14 protein-coding genes and 1 tRNA gene are annotated in these 16,360 nt (G+C 66.7%); 7 read left to right on the top strand and 8 right to left on the bottom strand.

What is annotated here, in order from left to right:
* Positions 1–224 precede the first annotated feature (224 nt).
* Positions 225–1,229 (top strand): cation diffusion facilitator family transporter, encoded by a 1,005-nt coding sequence (locus HT136_RS00280; protein WP_214196635.1) that lies wholly within the window; start codon positions 225–227, stop codon positions 1,227–1,229.
* 157 nt (positions 1,230–1,386) lie between these two features.
* On the top strand, positions 1,387–1,974 hold the full coding sequence (locus tag HT136_RS00275; protein WP_214196634.1) for a nuclear transport factor 2 family protein: 588 nt from the start codon (positions 1,387–1,389) through the stop codon (positions 1,972–1,974).
* Positions 1,975–2,106: 132 nt separating this feature from the next.
* On the opposite strand, the gene HT136_RS00270 is transcribed toward HT136_RS00275, so the two are convergent.
* The 5 genes from HT136_RS00270 to HT136_RS00250 form a co-directional block, all read right to left on the bottom strand.
* Entirely contained in the window at positions 2,107–2,448 is a 342-nt protein-coding gene (locus HT136_RS00270) for a low molecular weight protein tyrosine phosphatase family protein (RefSeq protein ID WP_214196633.1), read from the bottom strand.
* A gap of 46 nt (positions 2,449–2,494) precedes the next feature.
* Positions 2,495–3,769: an ATP-dependent Clp protease ATP-binding subunit ClpX gene (gene clpX / locus HT136_RS00265; RefSeq protein ID WP_214197176.1), complete on the bottom strand. Its 1,275-nt coding sequence runs from the start codon at positions 3,767–3,769 to the stop codon at positions 2,495–2,497.
* A 123-nt stretch (positions 3,770–3,892) separates the two neighbouring features.
* Complete coding sequence (gene clpP / locus HT136_RS00260; protein ID WP_214197174.1) at positions 3,893–4,558, bottom strand: ATP-dependent Clp endopeptidase proteolytic subunit ClpP; 666 nt, start codon at positions 4,556–4,558, stop codon at positions 3,893–3,895.
* A gap of 307 nt (positions 4,559–4,865) precedes the next feature.
* The gene (gene tig / locus HT136_RS00255; RefSeq protein ID WP_214196632.1) at positions 4,866–6,443 is read right to left on the bottom strand and encodes a trigger factor; all 1,578 of its coding nucleotides are present in this window, start codon (positions 6,441–6,443) and stop codon (positions 4,866–4,868) included.
* A 94-nt stretch (positions 6,444–6,537) separates the two neighbouring features.
* Positions 6,538–6,622 (bottom strand) — tRNA-Leu (locus tag HT136_RS00250).
* A 185-nt stretch (positions 6,623–6,807) separates the two neighbouring features.
* Between HT136_RS00250 and HT136_RS00245 the strand changes: the two genes are divergently transcribed.
* Complete coding sequence (locus HT136_RS00245; RefSeq protein WP_214196631.1) at positions 6,808–6,966, top strand: hypothetical protein; 159 nt, start codon at positions 6,808–6,810, stop codon at positions 6,964–6,966.
* A gap of 36 nt (positions 6,967–7,002) precedes the next feature.
* Here the strand turns inward: HT136_RS00245 and sppA are convergent, their stop codons facing one another.
* Entirely contained in the window at positions 7,003–8,901 is a 1,899-nt protein-coding gene (sppA, locus tag HT136_RS00240; RefSeq protein WP_214196630.1) for a signal peptide peptidase SppA, read from the bottom strand.
* Between the two features lie 148 nt (positions 8,902–9,049).
* On the opposite strand from sppA, the gene HT136_RS00235 reads away from it, so the two are divergent.
* Together HT136_RS00235 and HT136_RS00230 are read left to right on the top strand one after the other, a co-directional pair.
* The gene (locus HT136_RS00235; protein WP_214196629.1) at positions 9,050–10,030 is read left to right on the top strand and encodes an aspartate carbamoyltransferase catalytic subunit; all 981 of its coding nucleotides are present in this window, start codon (positions 9,050–9,052) and stop codon (positions 10,028–10,030) included.
* Positions 10,027–11,280, top strand: coding sequence for a dihydroorotase (locus HT136_RS00230; RefSeq protein WP_214196628.1), 1,254 nt, complete (start codon positions 10,027–10,029; stop codon positions 11,278–11,280). Before HT136_RS00235 ends, HT136_RS00230 begins: the two co-directional genes overlap by 4 nt.
* 85 nt (positions 11,281–11,365) lie before the next feature.
* Here the strand turns inward: HT136_RS00230 and HT136_RS00225 are convergent, their stop codons facing one another.
* Together HT136_RS00225 and HT136_RS00220 are read right to left on the bottom strand one after the other, a co-directional pair.
* A complete protein-coding gene (locus HT136_RS00225; RefSeq protein ID WP_214196627.1) occupies positions 11,366–12,748 on the bottom strand; it encodes an SPOR domain-containing protein in 1,383 nt (460 codons plus the stop codon).
* Positions 12,749–12,802: 54 nt separating this feature from the next.
* On the bottom strand, positions 12,803–13,522 hold the full coding sequence (locus HT136_RS00220) for a ParA family protein (protein WP_214196626.1): 720 nt from the start codon (positions 13,520–13,522) through the stop codon (positions 12,803–12,805).
* A 294-nt stretch (positions 13,523–13,816) separates the two neighbouring features.
* On the opposite strand from HT136_RS00220, the gene HT136_RS00215 reads away from it, so the two are divergent.
* Positions 13,817–15,073, top strand: coding sequence for an SPOR domain-containing protein (locus HT136_RS00215; RefSeq protein WP_246543226.1), 1,257 nt, complete (start codon positions 13,817–13,819; stop codon positions 15,071–15,073).
* A 23-nt stretch (positions 15,074–15,096) separates the two neighbouring features.
* Entirely contained in the window at positions 15,097–16,341 is a 1,245-nt protein-coding gene (locus HT136_RS00210; protein WP_214196625.1) for a DUF418 domain-containing protein, read from the top strand.
* Positions 16,342–16,360: the final 19 nt, after the last annotated feature.

Below are 16,360 nucleotides of genomic sequence, written 5' to 3'. Positions count from 1 at the left end.
CCGCTACAAAGGCGCAATTTTACAACTCAAACAGGATCTCCGGCGAGATTTGAAAATTAATTCATTGTAATACAACAATTTATTTCATAGCCGATTTTTTGCAGTGCGGCAAAAATGTCACGAAGCAAGGTCTCTTGACGCCCAACGGCCTGCCGCAAAAACGGCGATGACATGATACGACATCGCTTGAACCCTGCCCCCCTGCCATGAGAATGAGCTTGGCGATGCCCGACAACACCCCCTCCTCCGCAGTGCAACATGCCGATAGCCGCCGTGTGCCCGATCACAGTCATGATCATGGGCATGGGCATGGGCATGGGCACCACGGACACCATCACCATGCGCCCCCGCCGCCTGGCGGCGCAAACACGGCCTTCGCCATCGCGGTGGGTCTCAACGTCGTGTTCGTCGTGGTCGAGGTCGTCGCCGGCCTGCTCAGCGGATCGATCGCCCTGCTGGCGGACGCCGGGCACAACCTGACCGACGTCGTCTCGTTGCTGCTAGCCTGGGCCGCGGCGGTGCTCGCCGCGCGTCCGCCCTCGGAGCGCTTCACCTACGGGCTCAAAAGCTCCTCGATCCTCGCCTCTATCGCCAACGCCGCGCTGCTCTGGGTCACCGTGGGGGCCATCCTCGTCGAGACCGTGCGGCGCCTGTTCGAGCCTGCCCCGGTTGCCGGCACGACGATGATGATCGTCGCCGCGGTCGGCATCGCCATCAACGCGCTCTCGGCGTTGCTTTTCGCGAAAGGCTCGAAATCCGACCTCAACTTGCGCGCCGCCTTCGTCCACCTCATGGCCGATGCGGCGGTATCGGCCGGCGTGGTCGTCGCGGGCGCACTGATCACGCTGACCGGTATCGCGCTGCTCGACCCGGTCACTTCGCTCGTCATCACCTTCGTGATCGCCTGGTCGAGCTGGGCCATCCTGCGCGATTCGCTGCGCATGGGCATGCTCGCCGTGCCCGATGGAATCGATGTTGGCCGGGTACGTGCCTTGCTCGAGGCGCAGCCGGGTGTCACGCATGTCCACGACCTGCATATCTGGCCGATGAGCACGACCGAAACCGCTCTCACCGCGCACCTTGTCAAGACCGACGGGCCGGCCGACGACGCCTTCCTCGCCACGATCGCGCACGATCTGGCGCACGATTTCGGCATCGGGCACCCCACGATCCAGGTCGAGGCGAGCCTCGAGCACGCCTGCGCCCTGTCCAGCCCGGACACGGTCTGAGGCGCTGCGAACCGCCGGTCCGCCGCACACGCGACAATCCGCGACACGATCCTGGCGCAACACCGCCCGCCTTCGCGCGTTCAAGCCATGACCCGTTCAGGATGCCCGGCGCAGATCGGCACCGGCTCCGGCCCAAACGACGACAAGGTGTTCCGCCATGCTTCCCACGTTCGCCAAGACTCTCTTCGCCACCTCGGCCCTCGCCTGCCTGACCTTGGGCTCGACCCTTCAGGCGGCCCCGCTGCCGGCGCCCCACGGCACCACCCAAAGCCCGGCGCAGGCCCAACTGCAGGCGCGCTACACGGAGCTCAAGGCGGCGATGGAATCGCGCTCGGCCCCGCGCATCAAGGCGATGCTTGCCCCCGGCTTCGCAAGCACGCTGCTGAGCGGCAAGACCGTCGATGCCGACACCATGATCGCCGAGCTCGCCCGCGTGCCGCAGGATCCCGACCGCAAGACACAGACCACGCTTGGACCGGTCACCGTCTCGGGCAATCTTGCGAAAGTCGAGCAGACGATGACCGCAAGCGCGCTCGTCAAGGGACACGCGATGAAGCTCATCGCGGTGTCCGACGACGTCTGGGAGCACGGCCCCCAGGGTTGGCAGCTCAAGACGACGACATCCAAGGACATGACCGTCACGCAGGACGGCAAAGTCATTCGCCACGCCCACCTCGGCGATCCGAAGATAAGCGCAGCCGCGCCGACCCGGGGCAAGATGGGCCCGGTAATGACCGGGCGCTAAAGCGGTTTTCGATCTGACAGCGCTAATTTGACCGCTCCAGAGTTTTGTTTTTGCGCATTTTCAGAACCGTCTGGTGATTCCATCTGCCTTGAAAATGCGCTCACCTCGCGGCGCGCAGCCGAGGTATGTAAACTAGGGCAGATGCCGGGCCATTCGCGCCTCGAGCAGATCGACGAGGCGCGGGTCCATGGAGGCGTAGTCGTCCGGAATGTCGAGGCAGACGACACGCCGCCCGCCAAGGTGCCGTGCAAAGCGGCTCTGAAGCTTCGCGCGGTGTGCCTTCTCCATGACCACGATGACATCCGCCCAGCGCACCCATTCCGCGCTCAGCGGTTCTTCGGCATCGTGGTTGGTGCCGGCCGAGGCGACCTCGATCCCCCGCCGACCGGCGAAGACCTGCTCGGCGGTCGGACTGCGCAGCCGGTTCTGGCTGCAGACGAAGAGGAAGCGCTTCACGCGAAAAGGCCCGGCCATCTGGGATGGCCGGGCCTTTCGAAAGTGCTTGGCGCCAAACGCGCGATCAGGCCGCTTCTTCGGCCTTGTCGCCCTTGAGGACGCGCACCGGTTCCTTGCGACCGGCGACAACGTCGGCATCGACGACGACTTCGGCGATGTTCTCTTCGGTCGGCAGATCGTACATCGTGTCGAGCAGCAGCCCTTCCACGATCGAACGAAGGCCACGCGCGCCGGTCTTGCGATCGATTGCCTTTTGCGCGATCGCCTCGAGCGCTTCGTCAGTGAAGGTCAATTCGACGTCTTCCAGATCGAAGAGCTTGGCGTACTGCTTGATCAGCGCGTTCTTGGGCTCCTTGAGGATCTGCACGAGCGCCGAGATGTCGAGGTCTTCCAGCGTCGCGATGACGGGCAGACGACCGACGAACTCGGGGATCAGGCCGAACTTGAGGAGATCTTCGGGTTCGCTCTTCTGCAGGAGTTCACCCACGCGGCGCTTGTCGGGATCGGCGACGTGCGCGCCGAAGCCGATCGAACGCTTCTGCAGGCGGTCGGCAATGATCTTCTCGAGACCTGCAAAGGCGCCACCGCAGATGAACAGGATGTTCGTGGTGTCGACCTGGAGGAATTCCTGCTGCGGATGCTTGCGCCCGCCCTGCGGGGGAACCGAGGCGGTGGTGCCTTCCATCAGCTTCAGGAGCGCCTGCTGCACGCCTTCGCCCGACACGTCGCGCGTGATCGAGGGGTTCTCGGCCTTGCGGCTGATCTTGTCGATCTCGTCGATGTAGACGATGCCGTGCTGCGCCTTCTCGACGTTGTAATCCGACGCCTGGAGCAGCTTGAGGATGATGTTTTCCACGTCCTCGCCCACGTAGCCCGCTTCGGTCAGCGTGGTGGCATCGGCCATCGTGAAGGGCACGTCGAAAGTCTTGGCAAGCGTCTGCGCGAGCAGGGTCTTGCCCGAACCGGTCGGCCCGACGAGCAGGATGTTCGACTTCGACAGTTCGACGTCGCCCTGCTTGCTCGAGTGCTTGAGGCGCTTGTAGTGGTTGTGGACAGCCACCGACAGGACGCGCTTGGCGCGTTCCTGGCCGATCACGTAGTCGTTCAGCGTCTCGCAGATGTCACGGGGGGATGGCACACCGCCATCCTTCTTGCCCGCGATGCCCGCCTTGGTTTCCTCGCGGATGATGTCGTTGCACAGCTCGACACATTCATCGCAGATGAAAACCGTGGGGCCCGCGATCAGCTTGCGCACTTCGTGCTGCGACTTGCCGCAGAAGCTGCAGTACAGGGTGCTTTTCGCGTCAGATCCGCTCAATTTCTTCGCATTCCATCTAATGCCCCACCTAGGGCGACTCGTCGAGTGTACCTTGGCAGGGGCGGGTTTAGCAATCCTAGGCGGTCATGCTTGACAGGGAGTGAAGGGACCGTTCCGCCTGTCACGGCCCCTTCCGCAATCTCCTCAGCCTTCCGACTTGTCCGTGTCGGGGCGGGATTCAAAGACCTTGTCGACGAGGCCGAAGGCCAGCGCTTCCTCGGCTTCGAGGAAGGTGTCGCGGTCCATCGCCTTTTCGATTTCCTCGAGCGACTTGCCGGTGAACTTCACGTAGCAGTCGTTGAGGCGCTTGCGCATGCGCAGGATCTCGCGGGCCTGGATCTCGATGTCCGAAGCCATGCCCTGCGCGCCGCCCGAGGGCTGGTGCACCATGATGCGCGCGTTGGGCAGCGCGATGCGCATGCCCGGCTCACCCGCCGCGAGCAGGAAGCTGCCCATCGAGGCGGCCTGGCCGATGCACACGGTCGAAACGCGCGGCTTGATGTACTGCATGGTGTCGTAGATCGCCATGCCCGCCGTGACGACACCGCCCGGCGAGTTGATGTACATCGAGATGTCCTTCGAGGGATTTTCCGATTCGAGGAACAGCAGCTGCGCGACGATCAGCGAGGCCATGTGGTCCTCGACCTGGCCGGTCACGAAAACGATGCGCTCGCGCAGAAGGCGCGAATAGATGTCGAAGCTGCGTTCGCCGCGGCTGGTCTGCTCGACGACCATCGGCACGAGTGCACCGGTCACGGGATCGGTAGTGAACTTTCCTTGAGCGCCTGATGCGCCAAACAGGTCGAGCATGGGATTCCTCATCTGGTTGTCCGCCTTATTTCGCGTGCCCTTCCCCGATGTTCAAGGGCCATAACCCATCAATCGGTGTATGGATCGCGACAAACGCGCGACATTCGGCATGTGCACGCGACAATGTCCGGCAATGGAACGCTCCCGAGGCCAATTGCGAAGACCCTCCCTCGCCGTTCGACCCAGGGTCCTTACGTACCGTCCCGTCATGCAAAAGGAGGCGCGCCGGCTCGGCACGCCCCCTTTTCACGGACTGGCATAAGCCGCAACGCGCGACCACCGAAGCAATCGCGCGTCCAGGACGACCTCAGTCTTCCTTGGCAGCCTTCTTCGCCGGAGCCTTCTTGGCAGCCGGCTTCTTGGCGGCGGGCTTGGCCTCGCCGTCCTCGTCCTTCTTGGCGGCAGCCTTCTTGGCCGGAGCCTTCTTGGCGGCCGGCTTCTTGGCTTCGGTTTCCTCGGCCGCAGCGTCTTCGGCCGGAGCCTCTTCCGCCTTCTTGGCCGCCGCCTTCTTGGCCGGAGCCTTCTTGGCGGGCTTGGCCGGAGCTTCCTCGGTCTTGCCGTCCTCGTCGGCCTCGATCGCGGCCTGGAGTTCCTCGCGGGTCACTTCACGCTCGGTCACTTCCGACTTCTCGATGAGGAAGTCGACGACCTTGTCCTCATAGAGCGGCGCGCGCAGCTGGGCGGCCATCATCGGGTCCTGCTGGACGTATTCGAAGAAGCGCTGACGGTCCTCGGGACGGTACTGCTGGGCAGCCTGCGAAACCAGCATCGACATTTCCTGCTGGGTCACTTCCACGCCGTTGGCCTGGCCGATTTCCGAAAGCAGAAGGCCCAGGCGCACGCGGCGCTCGGCGATCTTGCGGTAGTCGTCCTTCTCGGCCTCGATCTCCTTGAGCGCGGCTTCGGGATCTTCCTCGTTCGAGGCTTCCTGGACGAGCTGCTGCCAGATCTGGCTGAATTCGGCTTCGACCATCGAAGGCGGAACCTCGAAGTCGTGGCCGGCGGCGAGCTGGTCGAGCAGCTGGCGCTTCATCGCGGTGCGGGTGAGACCGGCGGTCTCCTGCTCGAGCTGGCCCTTGATCAGGCCCTGGAGCTGCTCGAGGCTCTCGAGGCCCAGTTCCTTGGCGAAGGCATCGTCGATGGCGCCCTCGGCGGGCGCCTTGATCTCGTGCGCGACGATGTCGAAGGTCGCGTCCTTGCCGGCGAGGTTCTCGGCCGGGTAGTCGGCCGGGAACGTCACGGTGATGACGCGCTCGTCACCCGCCTTCATGCCGGTCAGCTGCTCTTCGAAGCCGGGGATGAGACGGCCCGAGCCGATCACGATCGGCTGCTTCTCGGCCTTGCCACCCTCGAACTCGACGCCGTCGAGCTTGCCGGTGAAGTCGCAGATGACCTGGTCGCCGTCAGCGGCCTCGCCGTCCTTGGTCTCGAAACGCTGCTGCTGCGAGGCAATGCGCTCGACCTGCTCGGCCACGGCGTCCTCGGCGACGGGGACGGTCAGCTTCTCGAGCTTGAGGCCTTCGATCGAGGGGGTCTCGATGACGGGGAGGATTTCGAGCGCGACGGTCAGCTCGGCATCCTTGCCCTGCTCGTAGCCTTCGCCGAGCGAGACGTCGGGGTTCATCGCCGGGCGCAGCGCCTTGTCGGTGACCAGCTTGTCCATCGCTTCGCGGATGACGCTGTTGAGCGTGTCCTGGTGGATCGAGTCACCGTGCATCTTGCGCACGAGGTTGGCGGGAACCTTGCCGGGGCGGAAGCCGGGCATACGCACCTGCGGAGCGATCTTCTTGATCTCGCCCTCGATGCGGTCGGTGATGGTGGTGGCCGGGATGGTCACCGTGTAGGCGCGCTTCAGGCCCTCGTTGGTGGTTTCGACGATCTGCATCTCAATGCCTTCCTGTGCAATCCGTGGAGCCGTGCACGACCAAATGCCGGGCGCGACCGATTCGCGGGGCCACATCCGGCCATGCGCGACGGACTGGTGCGGGCGAAGGGACTCGAACCCCCACATCTTGCGATACCAGAACCTAAATCTGGCGCGTCTACCAGTTCCGCCACGCCCGCATACGGATGAAGCCTAAAACTCAAGGGACGTGCCCTTATAAGGACACGGGCAAAAGGGCAAGCTCCGCGAGGCCTTCACACCAGCAAGTTCCACGATTCGCTGCCCCTTGCACGCCGCGCGCGCGATCCCCACGTCGATCGGGAACGTTCCGGAGCTGTCCGGCGCGAACCAGATGGAGCATGCGATGGCCACTCAACCCGGTGACGTCCCCGGCGACACTCCGCCCGAGACTCCCGTTCCACCAAGCGAGCCCGCCCCCGCACCGGCGCCCGACGAAGCGCCGATGCCGGGCCCCGACACCGACGTTCCCGACACCGGCCCGAGCGAGCTCCCGCCGCAGTAATCCGCAGCAGTCCGCGACTTTGCAGAGCCCCCTGGCTCAGCGGCGTCCGAGAAGCGCCGCGAGCCACGGCGCGGCGCTGGCCGGCGCGGGACGCTCGGGCACGGCCACGTCGCCGCCGAGCCCTGAGCAGACCATGCAGAAGGCCTGGACGCCGGTCTCGCCCAGCATCGCCTGGAGATCGGACGCGGCGCGACCCATGCGCAAGGTGGTGCGCCGCGCGACGAGCGAAGTGTAGTCGCTCGGCGCGCGCGTTTCCTGCGCGCCCGAACTGTCGAACAGGCCCGACAGCAGCGATTCGAAGGGATCCTCCGGCTCGGCAAGGTAGACCGGATGCCAGGCCCCGTTGCCCACGCCCCCCAGCTTGGCGGCATAGGCCAGCGCCTGGTCCATGCCGCCGATCTCGTCGACGAGACCATTGGCCTTGGCTTCCTGCCCCGACCATACGCGCCCCTGCCCGATCGCGTCGATCGCTTCGGGCGTCTTGCCGCGCGCCTTGGCGGCGAGCTGGGTGAACTTGGCGTAAGTTCCCGAGACCGAGGCCTGGAAGAGCTGCTCGACCTCGGGCGAGAAACCGCCCAGGACATCGGGCTCGCCCGAGAGCGGGGTCGTCTTGACCCCGTCGCTGGTCACCCCGAAGTCGGCAAGCGTCTTCTCGAAGCTGGTCACCACCGCGAAGACACCGATCGAGCCGGTGATCGTATCGGGCTGGGCGAACACGCGCTGGCCCGAGGTCGAGACCCAATAGCCCCCACTCGCGGCCAGATTGCCCATCGAGACCACCACCGGAATCTTGCGTTCGCGATAACGCATGATCGCACGGCGAATGCGCTCGGACGCCATCGCCGAGCCGCCCGGCGAATCAACCCGCACGACGAGCGCCTTGAAGCCCTCGTCGATGTTCTCGTCGAGCAGGCGCGCAATGCGATCGCCGCCCGCCTCGCCCGGCCCCGCGTCGCCGTCGACGATCGTGCCCGCAACGGTCACGACCCCGATCGCCGCCCCCTTTTTGGAGACCGGCTTGGCCGCAAGCCAGGTCGCGAGCGAGGTGTGCGCATAGGGCAGGTCGCCGGGCTTGGGGGCTTCGGCCTTGCCCACGACCTCGGCCACGCGCGCGTCGAATTCGCTCTTGTCGCCGATCCGGTCGACGAGGCCCGCTGCCTTGGAGGCCTGTGCCAGATCGCCCTTCCCGGTCGCAAGCCAGGCCGCGGGATCGTGCGTCATCTGCTCGACCGAGACCTTCGGCCGCGCCTTCGAAAGATCGGCGCGCCAGGCGTCCCACAGCGCTGCGTAGATGTCCTGGTAGTTTGCGCGCGCCTCGTCGGACATGCCCGAGCGGAAGTAAGGCTCCACCGCGCTCTTGTAGGTCCCAGCCCGGAAGATATGCGCCTTGACCCCGTATTTGTCGAAGAGCCCCTTGAAGTACAGGTGGTTGCCGCCGGGGCCCGACACATAGGCGCCGCCCATCGGATCGGCCCAGACCTCGCTCGCGTGGGCGGCAAGCAGCACGCCATCGTCGGCATAGGCGTTGGCGAAGGCCAGCACCGGCTTGCCGGCGTGGCGCACTTCGTCGATCGCGCGCGCCACCGCACGCTCGTGCACCTGTCCGCCACCAAGGAAGCGCGAGAGATCGAGGACCACGGTCTTGATGCGCGTGTCACCCGCCGCCTCGTGCAGCGCGCGCACAACGTCGCGCACCGGATATTCGCCCACCGGCGCGCGCTGCGAGAGCAGCACGTTCAGCGGATCGGGCGCGCTCTTCTCTTCGACGAGCGCGCCGTCGAGCTCCAGCAACAGGGCGCCATCGGTCACCTTGCCCGGTGTCGGGCGCAGGCTCAGCGCCCCGAACAGCACGGTGAAGAAACCGATCAGCAACAGCAGCACCAGAGCGTCCTTGATGCCGACCAGCAATGCCCAGACCTTGGAGGCGAATTTCATTGGAACTCCCGGAAAAATCGAGAACCAACCTAGCGGCCGCGCTGCGACGGCGAAAGAGCGCAATCGCCGCAAGGCCGATGTTGACCGACGAGCGACGAGCGAATGGGGCTTGAGCGAGGCTCCCTAGCGGCCTAAGGCCCTGTCTTCGATGACAGCTCCAGAATACATCTATCCCGAGGGCCGTGCGGCGTTCCCGCACGACGGCCTCGTCGGTATCGCCGGCCTCGCGCCCCACGAAATCTGGTTCCTCCTCGACGAAGCCGAACAGTGGGTCGAACTGAACCGGGGGGCGCAGAAGCGGCGCGACCTGCTCTCGGGGCTGACCATCATCAACGCCTTCTTCGAGAATTCGACCCGCACGCTGCTGAGCTTCGAGATCGCGGGCAAGCGCCTGGGCGCCGACGTCGTCAACATGGCCGTAGCCACTTCGAGCGTGAAGAAGGGCGAGACGCTCATCGACACCGCGATGACGCTCAACGCCATGCGCGCCGACGCCATCGTCATCCGCCACCAGAGCTCGGGCGCGGTGCAGCTGATCGCCGACAAGGTCGACTGCCCGGTGCTCAATGCAGGCGACGGCCAGCACGAACACCCCACGCAAGCCCTGCTCGACGCGCTGACCATCCGCCACGCCAAGCGCGCTTTCAACGGCCTTCGCGTGACGATCTGCGGCGACATCCTGCACAGCCGTGTGGCGCGCTCGAACATCCTCTCGCTCACCTCGCTCGGCGCCAACGTGCGCGTCTGCGCGCCGCCCGCGCTGATGCCCGCCGACATCGAGCGCATGAACGTCACCGTCTTCCACGACTTCGAGGGCGCGCTGAAGGGCGCCGACGTGGTCATGATGCTGCGCCTGCAGATGGAGCGCATGGAAGGCCAGTTCATCCCCTCACCGCGCGAGTATCGCCATCTCTACGGCCTCTCGCAGGAGCGCCTGACGCTGGCCGAGCCCGACGCGCTGGTCATGCACCCGGGCCCCATGAACCGGGGCATCGAGATCGAAAGCAATGTCGCCGACATGATCGACCGTTCGCAGATCACCACCCAGGTCGAGATGGGCGTCGCGATGCGCATGGCCTGCCTCGAAGTCCTCACCCGCAAGGGCCGCAAGGTGGAGGGCTGGGCATGAGCCAGCACGCTCCCCTCACCATCGTCAACGGCCGCCTGGTCCTTCCCGACGGCACGATCACCCCGGGCGCGCTGCGTTCGCAAGGCGGCTTCATCACCGCGCTCGGTGCCGAGGTCAGCGCGCAGGACGGTGACACCGTCCACGACGCGCGCGGCGCGCTGATCGCGCCCGGCCTCGTCGACCTCGGCGTCTTCGAGATCGACAAGCCTGCCTTCCACTTCGGCGGCATTACCCGCGCCGCGCTGATGCCCGACCAGTCGACCCCGCTCGACATTCCCTCACGCGTGCGGTTCGCCGCGCAATCGGGCAAGCCGGACTTCTGGGTCCACCCACTCGGCGCCGCGACGCGCGGCCTCGCGGGCGAATCGCTCGCCGAAGTCGCGCTCATGCGCGAGGCAGGTGCGCGCGCGGTCGCCACCGGCCGGCGCTGGATCGGCGATTCGGGCACGATGCTGCGCCTGCTGCAGTACTGCGCGATGCTCGACCTGCCCGTCATCACCCACGCCGAGGACGCCGGGATCACCGGCAAGGCCGTGGCTACCTCGGGCGAGATGGCGACGCGCCTTGGCCTGCCGAGCGCGCCGGCCGAGGCCGAAGCCCTCGCCATCGCGCGCGACGTGGCGCTGGCCGAGCTGGCGGGCGCGCGGATCCATTTCCGCAACGTCACCACCCGCGCTGGGCTCGATCTGGTGCGCGGCGCCAAGGCGCGGGGCCTGCGCGTGACCGCGGGCGTATCCCCCGCCTACTTCATGCTCTCCGACCTTGCCGTCGCCGAATTCCGGACCTTCGCCCACCTCTCGCCGCCGCTGCGCTGCGAAGAGGACCGCAAGGCGGTGATCGCGGCGATCGCCGACGGCACGATCGACGTCGTCGCTTCGGGCCACGACCCGCGCGGCGCCGAGGACAAGCGCCTGCCCTTCGCCGATTCCGCGCCGGGCATGGCCGGGGCCGAGACGCTGCTTCCGCTCACCATGAACCTGGTGCGCGACGGCGTCATCGCCCTCTCCCGCGCCTTCGAACTGCTCGCTGCAAATCCGGCCGCGATCCTGGGGGTCAACGCCGGCACGCTCGCCTTGGGTGCCGAAGCGGACATCGCGGTGATCGACCCCGACCGTCCCTGGATCGTCGATTCGCTCAAGATGGCCGCCAGCGCGGGCAACACCCCGTTCGACAAGCAGCCCGTGCAGGGCCGCGTCCTCGCCCTGTTCAAGGGTGGCATCACGATCAAGACCAAGCGCGTCACCGCCTGAACCTGGCGGGGCCCAAAAGAAGGCCCCCGTTCCCGAGGGAACGGAGGCCTTTAGGTTCACATGGAACTGGTAAGGTCGACCGGGCTCAGCGCCGCGCGCGCAGCGCCGCGCTACCGCGCATGGCTGGCACCGCACCGGGCAGTTCGCGCCCGTCGGCATAGGCAAGGCAGCCGTTGCCCCGGCTCTTGACCGTCGAGCACATCGTCTGCGCCGCGCCGCGATCGAACCCTTCGGCGGCAACGCGGTAGTAGCGCCGACCGGCAACGAGGGCCTCGGTAATGCGCATGGTATGGTCCTTCAGGCGCGGATCACGCGCCACGAAGATGCCCCAGGCGCGCTGGGCGCCTTCCATCGTACGGAACGAGCCAAGCTGGACGAGATGGGTGCCGTCGACCACGGGCGCCGCTTCGGCGACGCGGGCCGCGCTCGGTGCGCGGGCGGCGACCTTCGCCACGGCGCTGCGCGCAGGCGCCTGCGCACTCTTGCCCATACGCACTTCGGGAATACGCTGGACGACAGGCCTGGCGACGTAGCGTACGCCATCGTTGGGCTCCGCGGAAACGGGCGCCTGGGAAACCTCGGCGAGTGCCACCGCGCTCTCGCGCTCGGTGGCGCGCGGCATCGGAGCCATCGGCTCGGGGCGCGCCAGGGCCGGAAGTTCGCCTTCGACCGCCGGCATCTCCGCCGCGGCCATCGCGGGAGGGACGGGAATGGGGTCGGCCTCGGCCATGGCAGGCGCGTTCTCCCCGCCGCCGAGCGCAAGCGCGGCCGGCTGCCCGGGATCGAACGCCTGGCGCGGCGTGCCCAGAAGGCCTGCGACTCGTACGGCGCTGTCCTGCGGGCGCGCGGTGCGTGCCCATTCGCTCAGGCGGGCGTTGAGCTGGTCGCCGGGAATGTCCTGCGCGGCGATCACGCGGGCCTGGGCCCACTGACCGCTCAATGCATAGGCATAGGCCAGGTTCTGGCGCGACTTGGGGGAATTTTCCCCGCCGCGCACGACATCGGTGAGGATCGCCACGCCCTGCGAGGGCTGCCCCGCCAGCGCGACCGCGAGACCAAGATCGCTCGCCGGGATGCGATCGCGGTACTTGGCAAGGACCTGCAGCGCCTCGGCATTACGCCCCGAACCGATGCAGGCCAACGCGAGCCCGAGCGCCGTGCGCGGCTGATCGTCGCCAAGCGTCATCGCATCGCGGAACGAAGTGGCCGCCGATTCGAAACGACCCGCCGCGAGATAGGCATTGGCCAATTCGCCACGGCGCGAGGCCGAATCCATCGAACGCGCGACGCGCTTTTCGGCCTTCGCGATCTCGGCGGAGACGGCATCGGCCTGCGCCTCGCCCGAGACCGCTTCGGCCTCGCTGCGCGCGAGCGCGGAATGGCTGACGAAGCCGCCGAGCAGGGCAGCTGCGAGAGCCGTACACACCGCGAACCCGGCGTGCCGTGTCTGAATGTTCGTGCGTTGCATCAGGCCTCTACTCCTCACCTTCTTCGTGCCGCGGGGCTGGTCCGGAACCTGCGATCAGGAACCGGCAACGCGGCGACCGAAGCCACCCACGGGCCGCGTCATGCCCTGCACGGGCGCTCCGGCCGTCGGCGCGGCGAAGATGGTGCGGCGGAAATTCTTCTCGAGCCGGTCGGCGATGTAGTTCCACAGCGCCGCGACTTCCTGCGAAGAACGGCCATTGGGGTCGACTTCCATGACGGTGCGACCATCAATCATCGAAGCCGCGAAATCGGTGCGCTGGTGCAAGGTGACCGGAGCCACGGTGCCGTGCTGCGAGAGCGCCACGGCGGCCTCGGCGGTGATCCGCGCCTTGGGTGTCGCGGCATTGACCACGAACATCAGCGGCTTGCCGGCGCGTTCGCACAGATCGACGGTCGCGCCCACGGCGCGCAGGTCGTGCGGGCTGGGGCGGGTCGGCACGACGATCAGTTCGGCCACCGAGATCACGCTCTGGATCGCCATGGTGATCGCGGGCGGCGTGTCGATGACGGCGAGCTTGAAGCCCTGCTGGCGAAGGACCTGAAGGTCGTTGGCGAGACGCGCGACGGTGGTCTGCGCGAAAGCGGGAAGTTCGGCTTCGCGCTCGTTCCACCAGTCGGCGAGCGAGCCTTGCGGATCGATGTCGATGAGGACCACGGGACCTGCGCCGGCACGCTGTGCCTGAACGGCCAAGTGACCGGACAAAGTGGTCTTGCCCGAGCCACCCTTCTGTGATGCCAGTGCCAATACGCGCAAAGTCGATCCCCTACGAAAAACGCAATCGAGGCCAATAGTTTCGAGGAATGGAATCGCAGAGCGTTCCTAATTTACCGTTAATCAGCGCAAATTTCACACAATCCGCCTCACCGACCCAACCCGCAGGCCGAAACCTGCGGGAATTTATCGCTAACCGCGAATTTACCTTGGTCTGCGAAGAAAGCCGGGCGTCTCCAGAGGCACACGAGCAAAGACAAAAATCGTCTTGCTACGTATGGTTGCGTCAGGAGACTCGAATAAAGAATCGATCCCGGACGTGAAGAGGGTGCTGCATTGAACAAGCCTGAACTGCCCATTGCGGTCCCCCGCACCCTTCTGGCCGGGCTTGCCGCCGGTTTCGTCGCGCTCGGGGCGAGCTCGGGCGCAGCCGATGCCAAGGCCGGTGACGTCAAGGCTGGTGTCGATGCCTGGTCCGCGGGCGACTACACGGGCGCAATTTCACAGTGGCGGCCGCTCGCCGACAAGGGCGATCCCGACGCCTTGTTCAATCTGGCCCAAGCCTACAAGATGGGGCGCGGGGTGCCAGTCGATCTCGAGCGCGCCAAGCAGCTCTACGGCGCGGCCGCCGCCAAGGGGCATGTCCAGGCGGCCGACAACTACGGCCTCCTGCTGTTCCAGGACGGCGAGCGCGAGAAGGCCATGCCCTATCTCGAGGCCAGTGCCGCACGCGGCGATCCGCGCGCGCAGTACATTCTGGGCATCGCGCACTTCAATGGCGACTTCGTGACCAAGGACTGGGTGCGCGCTTACGCCCTGCTGACCCTCGCACGCGAGGCCGAACTTCCGCAGGCGACAGGCGCACTCGCGCAGATGGACACGCACATCCCGCTCGACCAGCGCCAAGAGGGCGTGGCCCTCGCCCGCACACTCGCGGCCCAGGCCGCGGCGAACCGCAATCGCCTCGCCACGGCGAGCGAGCTCAACACGCCAGGGCAGACAACGGCTGGGTCGATCAAGCTCGCCTCGACCAGCCCGGCCACCAGGCCAACCACCAGGCCAACCACCAGCCCGCCTCCCGCCAGATCCGGCAACTTCACGCCGGCCGGGAGCAACGTGCGCGCATCCTCGCCCGCCGAGGCCGGCGCCGACTATGCCCGCCCTCAAGTGGAAAGCTGGCCGGCCCCGCGTGTCGAAACGACTTCCGCAAAGGCCGCCAGCACGCCCCTCACGCCGCCCGCGCCAAGTCCCGCGCGCGCGCCCACCAAGGTCGCCGCCAGGGAACCGACGCGCACGAAGGACACCGCGTCGACCAAGCCGAGCCCGCCACCCGCCCCAGCTCCTGTTGCGACCAAACCCGCGAGCGGCCCCTGGCAATTGCAGCTCGGCGCCTTCGGCGTTGCGGGCAATGCCGAGAATCTGTGGCAAAAGGTCCGCGCGCGCGCCGAGATTCGCGGCCACACCAAGCGTACCGAGCCAGCCGGACGCCTGACCAAGTTGCTCGTCACCGGATACTCCTCGTCGCAAGAGGCGCAGGATGCCTGTCGCAAGTTGAAGGCGGGCGGCTACGACTGCCTCGTGACGCGCGACTGACCCTGCCCCCCGCCTCGTCCCCGATGCCCTGCGCAAACGAGGCGGGGCGGCTCCCCGCGCTGGACCTCATCCGCGGGGTGGCCGTGCTCGGCATCCTTGCCGTCAATATCGCCGGTTTTTCGGGCCCTCTCGCGGGCACCGTGAGCCCCGCGCTGACCGCCCCCACGACTGCACTTCCCTCGGCCTGGGATGGCCTCGCCACGGCGGCCACGCTGGTGCTCTTCGAGGGCAAGATGCGCGTGCTCTTCTCGCTGCTGTTCGGCGCGGGGCTGGTCTTGTTCTGGGAGAGCACCGAAGCGCGCGGCGAGAACGGCGACGTCCTGCAGGTCCGCCGGCTCGCCTGGCTGCTGCTGTTCGGCCTCCTGCACTACCTGCTGCTGTGGTGGGGCGACATCCTCTTCGTTTATGCGCTGTGCGGCCTGGCCGCGCTGCTCCTGCGCCCGCTGCGCGAACGCACGCTGATCGTCATTGCCCTCCTGCTCTACTACGGCTGGCACTTGTGGGGTCTCTTCGAGCTTGCCCCGATGGTGCGCGCCGAAACCGCGCTGCGCCTTGGCACCGCCACGCCCGCGCAGGCGCAGGCCGTCGCCCACTGGATGGAAGTCGTGCACGGCGCCATCGCCAGGGACCTCTCCGAGGCGCACTACGGCTATCTCGACCTCGTCCTCACCAAGCTGCGCGAGCGCCCCTTCTGGCTCTTCGGCATGACCTGGAACATCTTTTCGGAAACGCTGCCTTTGATGCTGCTGGGCATGGTCATGCTACGGCGTGGCTTCTTCGATCCCGCGTGCCATCCCCGCCATTTGCGCAGCGCCGCGCGCGTGTGCATTCCCTGCGGCCTCGGCCTCAGCCTTGCCTTCACGATCTGGGCCGCGTCGCGCGGGTTTCCCCCGCTGGCGATGGAGGCGGCGCTGTCCTGGGGGCTGGCCCTCCCCCATCTGCTCACCGCCTACGGCTACGCCGCGCTGCTCGTGCTCCTCACGCCCCGCCTCGTCCGCTGCGCTCTGGGCCAGCGCCTGGTCGCGGCCGGACGCATGGCCTTCAGCAACTACCTCGCCACCAGCCTCGTCATGACCTTCATCTTCTACGACTGGGGCCTTGGCCAGTTCGGGCGTTTCGGACCGGCTCTCCAGGTGCCCTTCGTAGGCCTTGGGTGGATTGCCATGCTCGGCTGGAGTCCGCATGTTCTCAGGCGCCTCCGGCGCGGTCCGCTCGAGTGGATCTGGCGCTCACTGGTCGAAAAACGCTGGCTTCACAATCGTTTCTAAGAATCGTTATCAATGCTAT

Source organism: Novosphingobium profundi (genome assembly GCF_018491765.1).
Taxonomy (GTDB): domain Bacteria; phylum Pseudomonadota; class Alphaproteobacteria; order Sphingomonadales; family Sphingomonadaceae; genus Novosphingobium; species Novosphingobium profundi.
The sequence above is the reverse complement of the archived record's forward strand: the minus strand, read 5'-3'. Positions and strand labels throughout refer to the sequence as shown.

Excerpts from the sequence above, each read along its gene's own strand:
- HT136_RS00230 (WP_214196628.1), top strand. The coding sequence starts at position 10,027 with ATGAGCCAGCACGCTCCCCTCACCATCGTCAACGGCCGCCTGGTCCTT.
- HT136_RS00275 (WP_214196634.1), top strand. The coding sequence starts at position 1,387 with ATGCTTCCCACGTTCGCCAAGACTCTCTTCGCCACCTCGGCCCTCGCC.
- HT136_RS00225 (WP_214196627.1), bottom strand. The coding sequence starts at position 12,748 with ATGCAACGCACGAACATTCAGACACGGCACGCCGGGTTCGCGGTGTGT.
- sppA (WP_214196630.1), bottom strand. The coding sequence starts at position 8,901 with ATGAAATTCGCCTCCAAGGTCTGGGCATTGCTGGTCGGCATCAAGGAC.
- HT136_RS00280 (WP_214196635.1), top strand. The coding sequence starts at position 225 with ATGCCCGACAACACCCCCTCCTCCGCAGTGCAACATGCCGATAGCCGC.
- HT136_RS00245 (WP_214196631.1), top strand. The coding sequence starts at position 6,808 with ATGGCCACTCAACCCGGTGACGTCCCCGGCGACACTCCGCCCGAGACT.
- HT136_RS00235 (WP_214196629.1), top strand. The coding sequence starts at position 9,050 with ATGACAGCTCCAGAATACATCTATCCCGAGGGCCGTGCGGCGTTCCCG.
- HT136_RS00270 (WP_214196633.1), bottom strand. The coding sequence starts at position 2,448 with ATGGCCGGGCCTTTTCGCGTGAAGCGCTTCCTCTTCGTCTGCAGCCAG.
- clpP (WP_214197174.1), bottom strand. The coding sequence starts at position 4,558 with ATGCTCGACCTGTTTGGCGCATCAGGCGCTCAAGGAAAGTTCACTACC.
- HT136_RS00210 (WP_214196625.1), top strand. The coding sequence starts at position 15,097 with ATGCCCTGCGCAAACGAGGCGGGGCGGCTCCCCGCGCTGGACCTCATC.
- tig (WP_214196632.1), bottom strand. The coding sequence starts at position 6,443 with ATGCAGATCGTCGAAACCACCAACGAGGGCCTGAAGCGCGCCTACACG.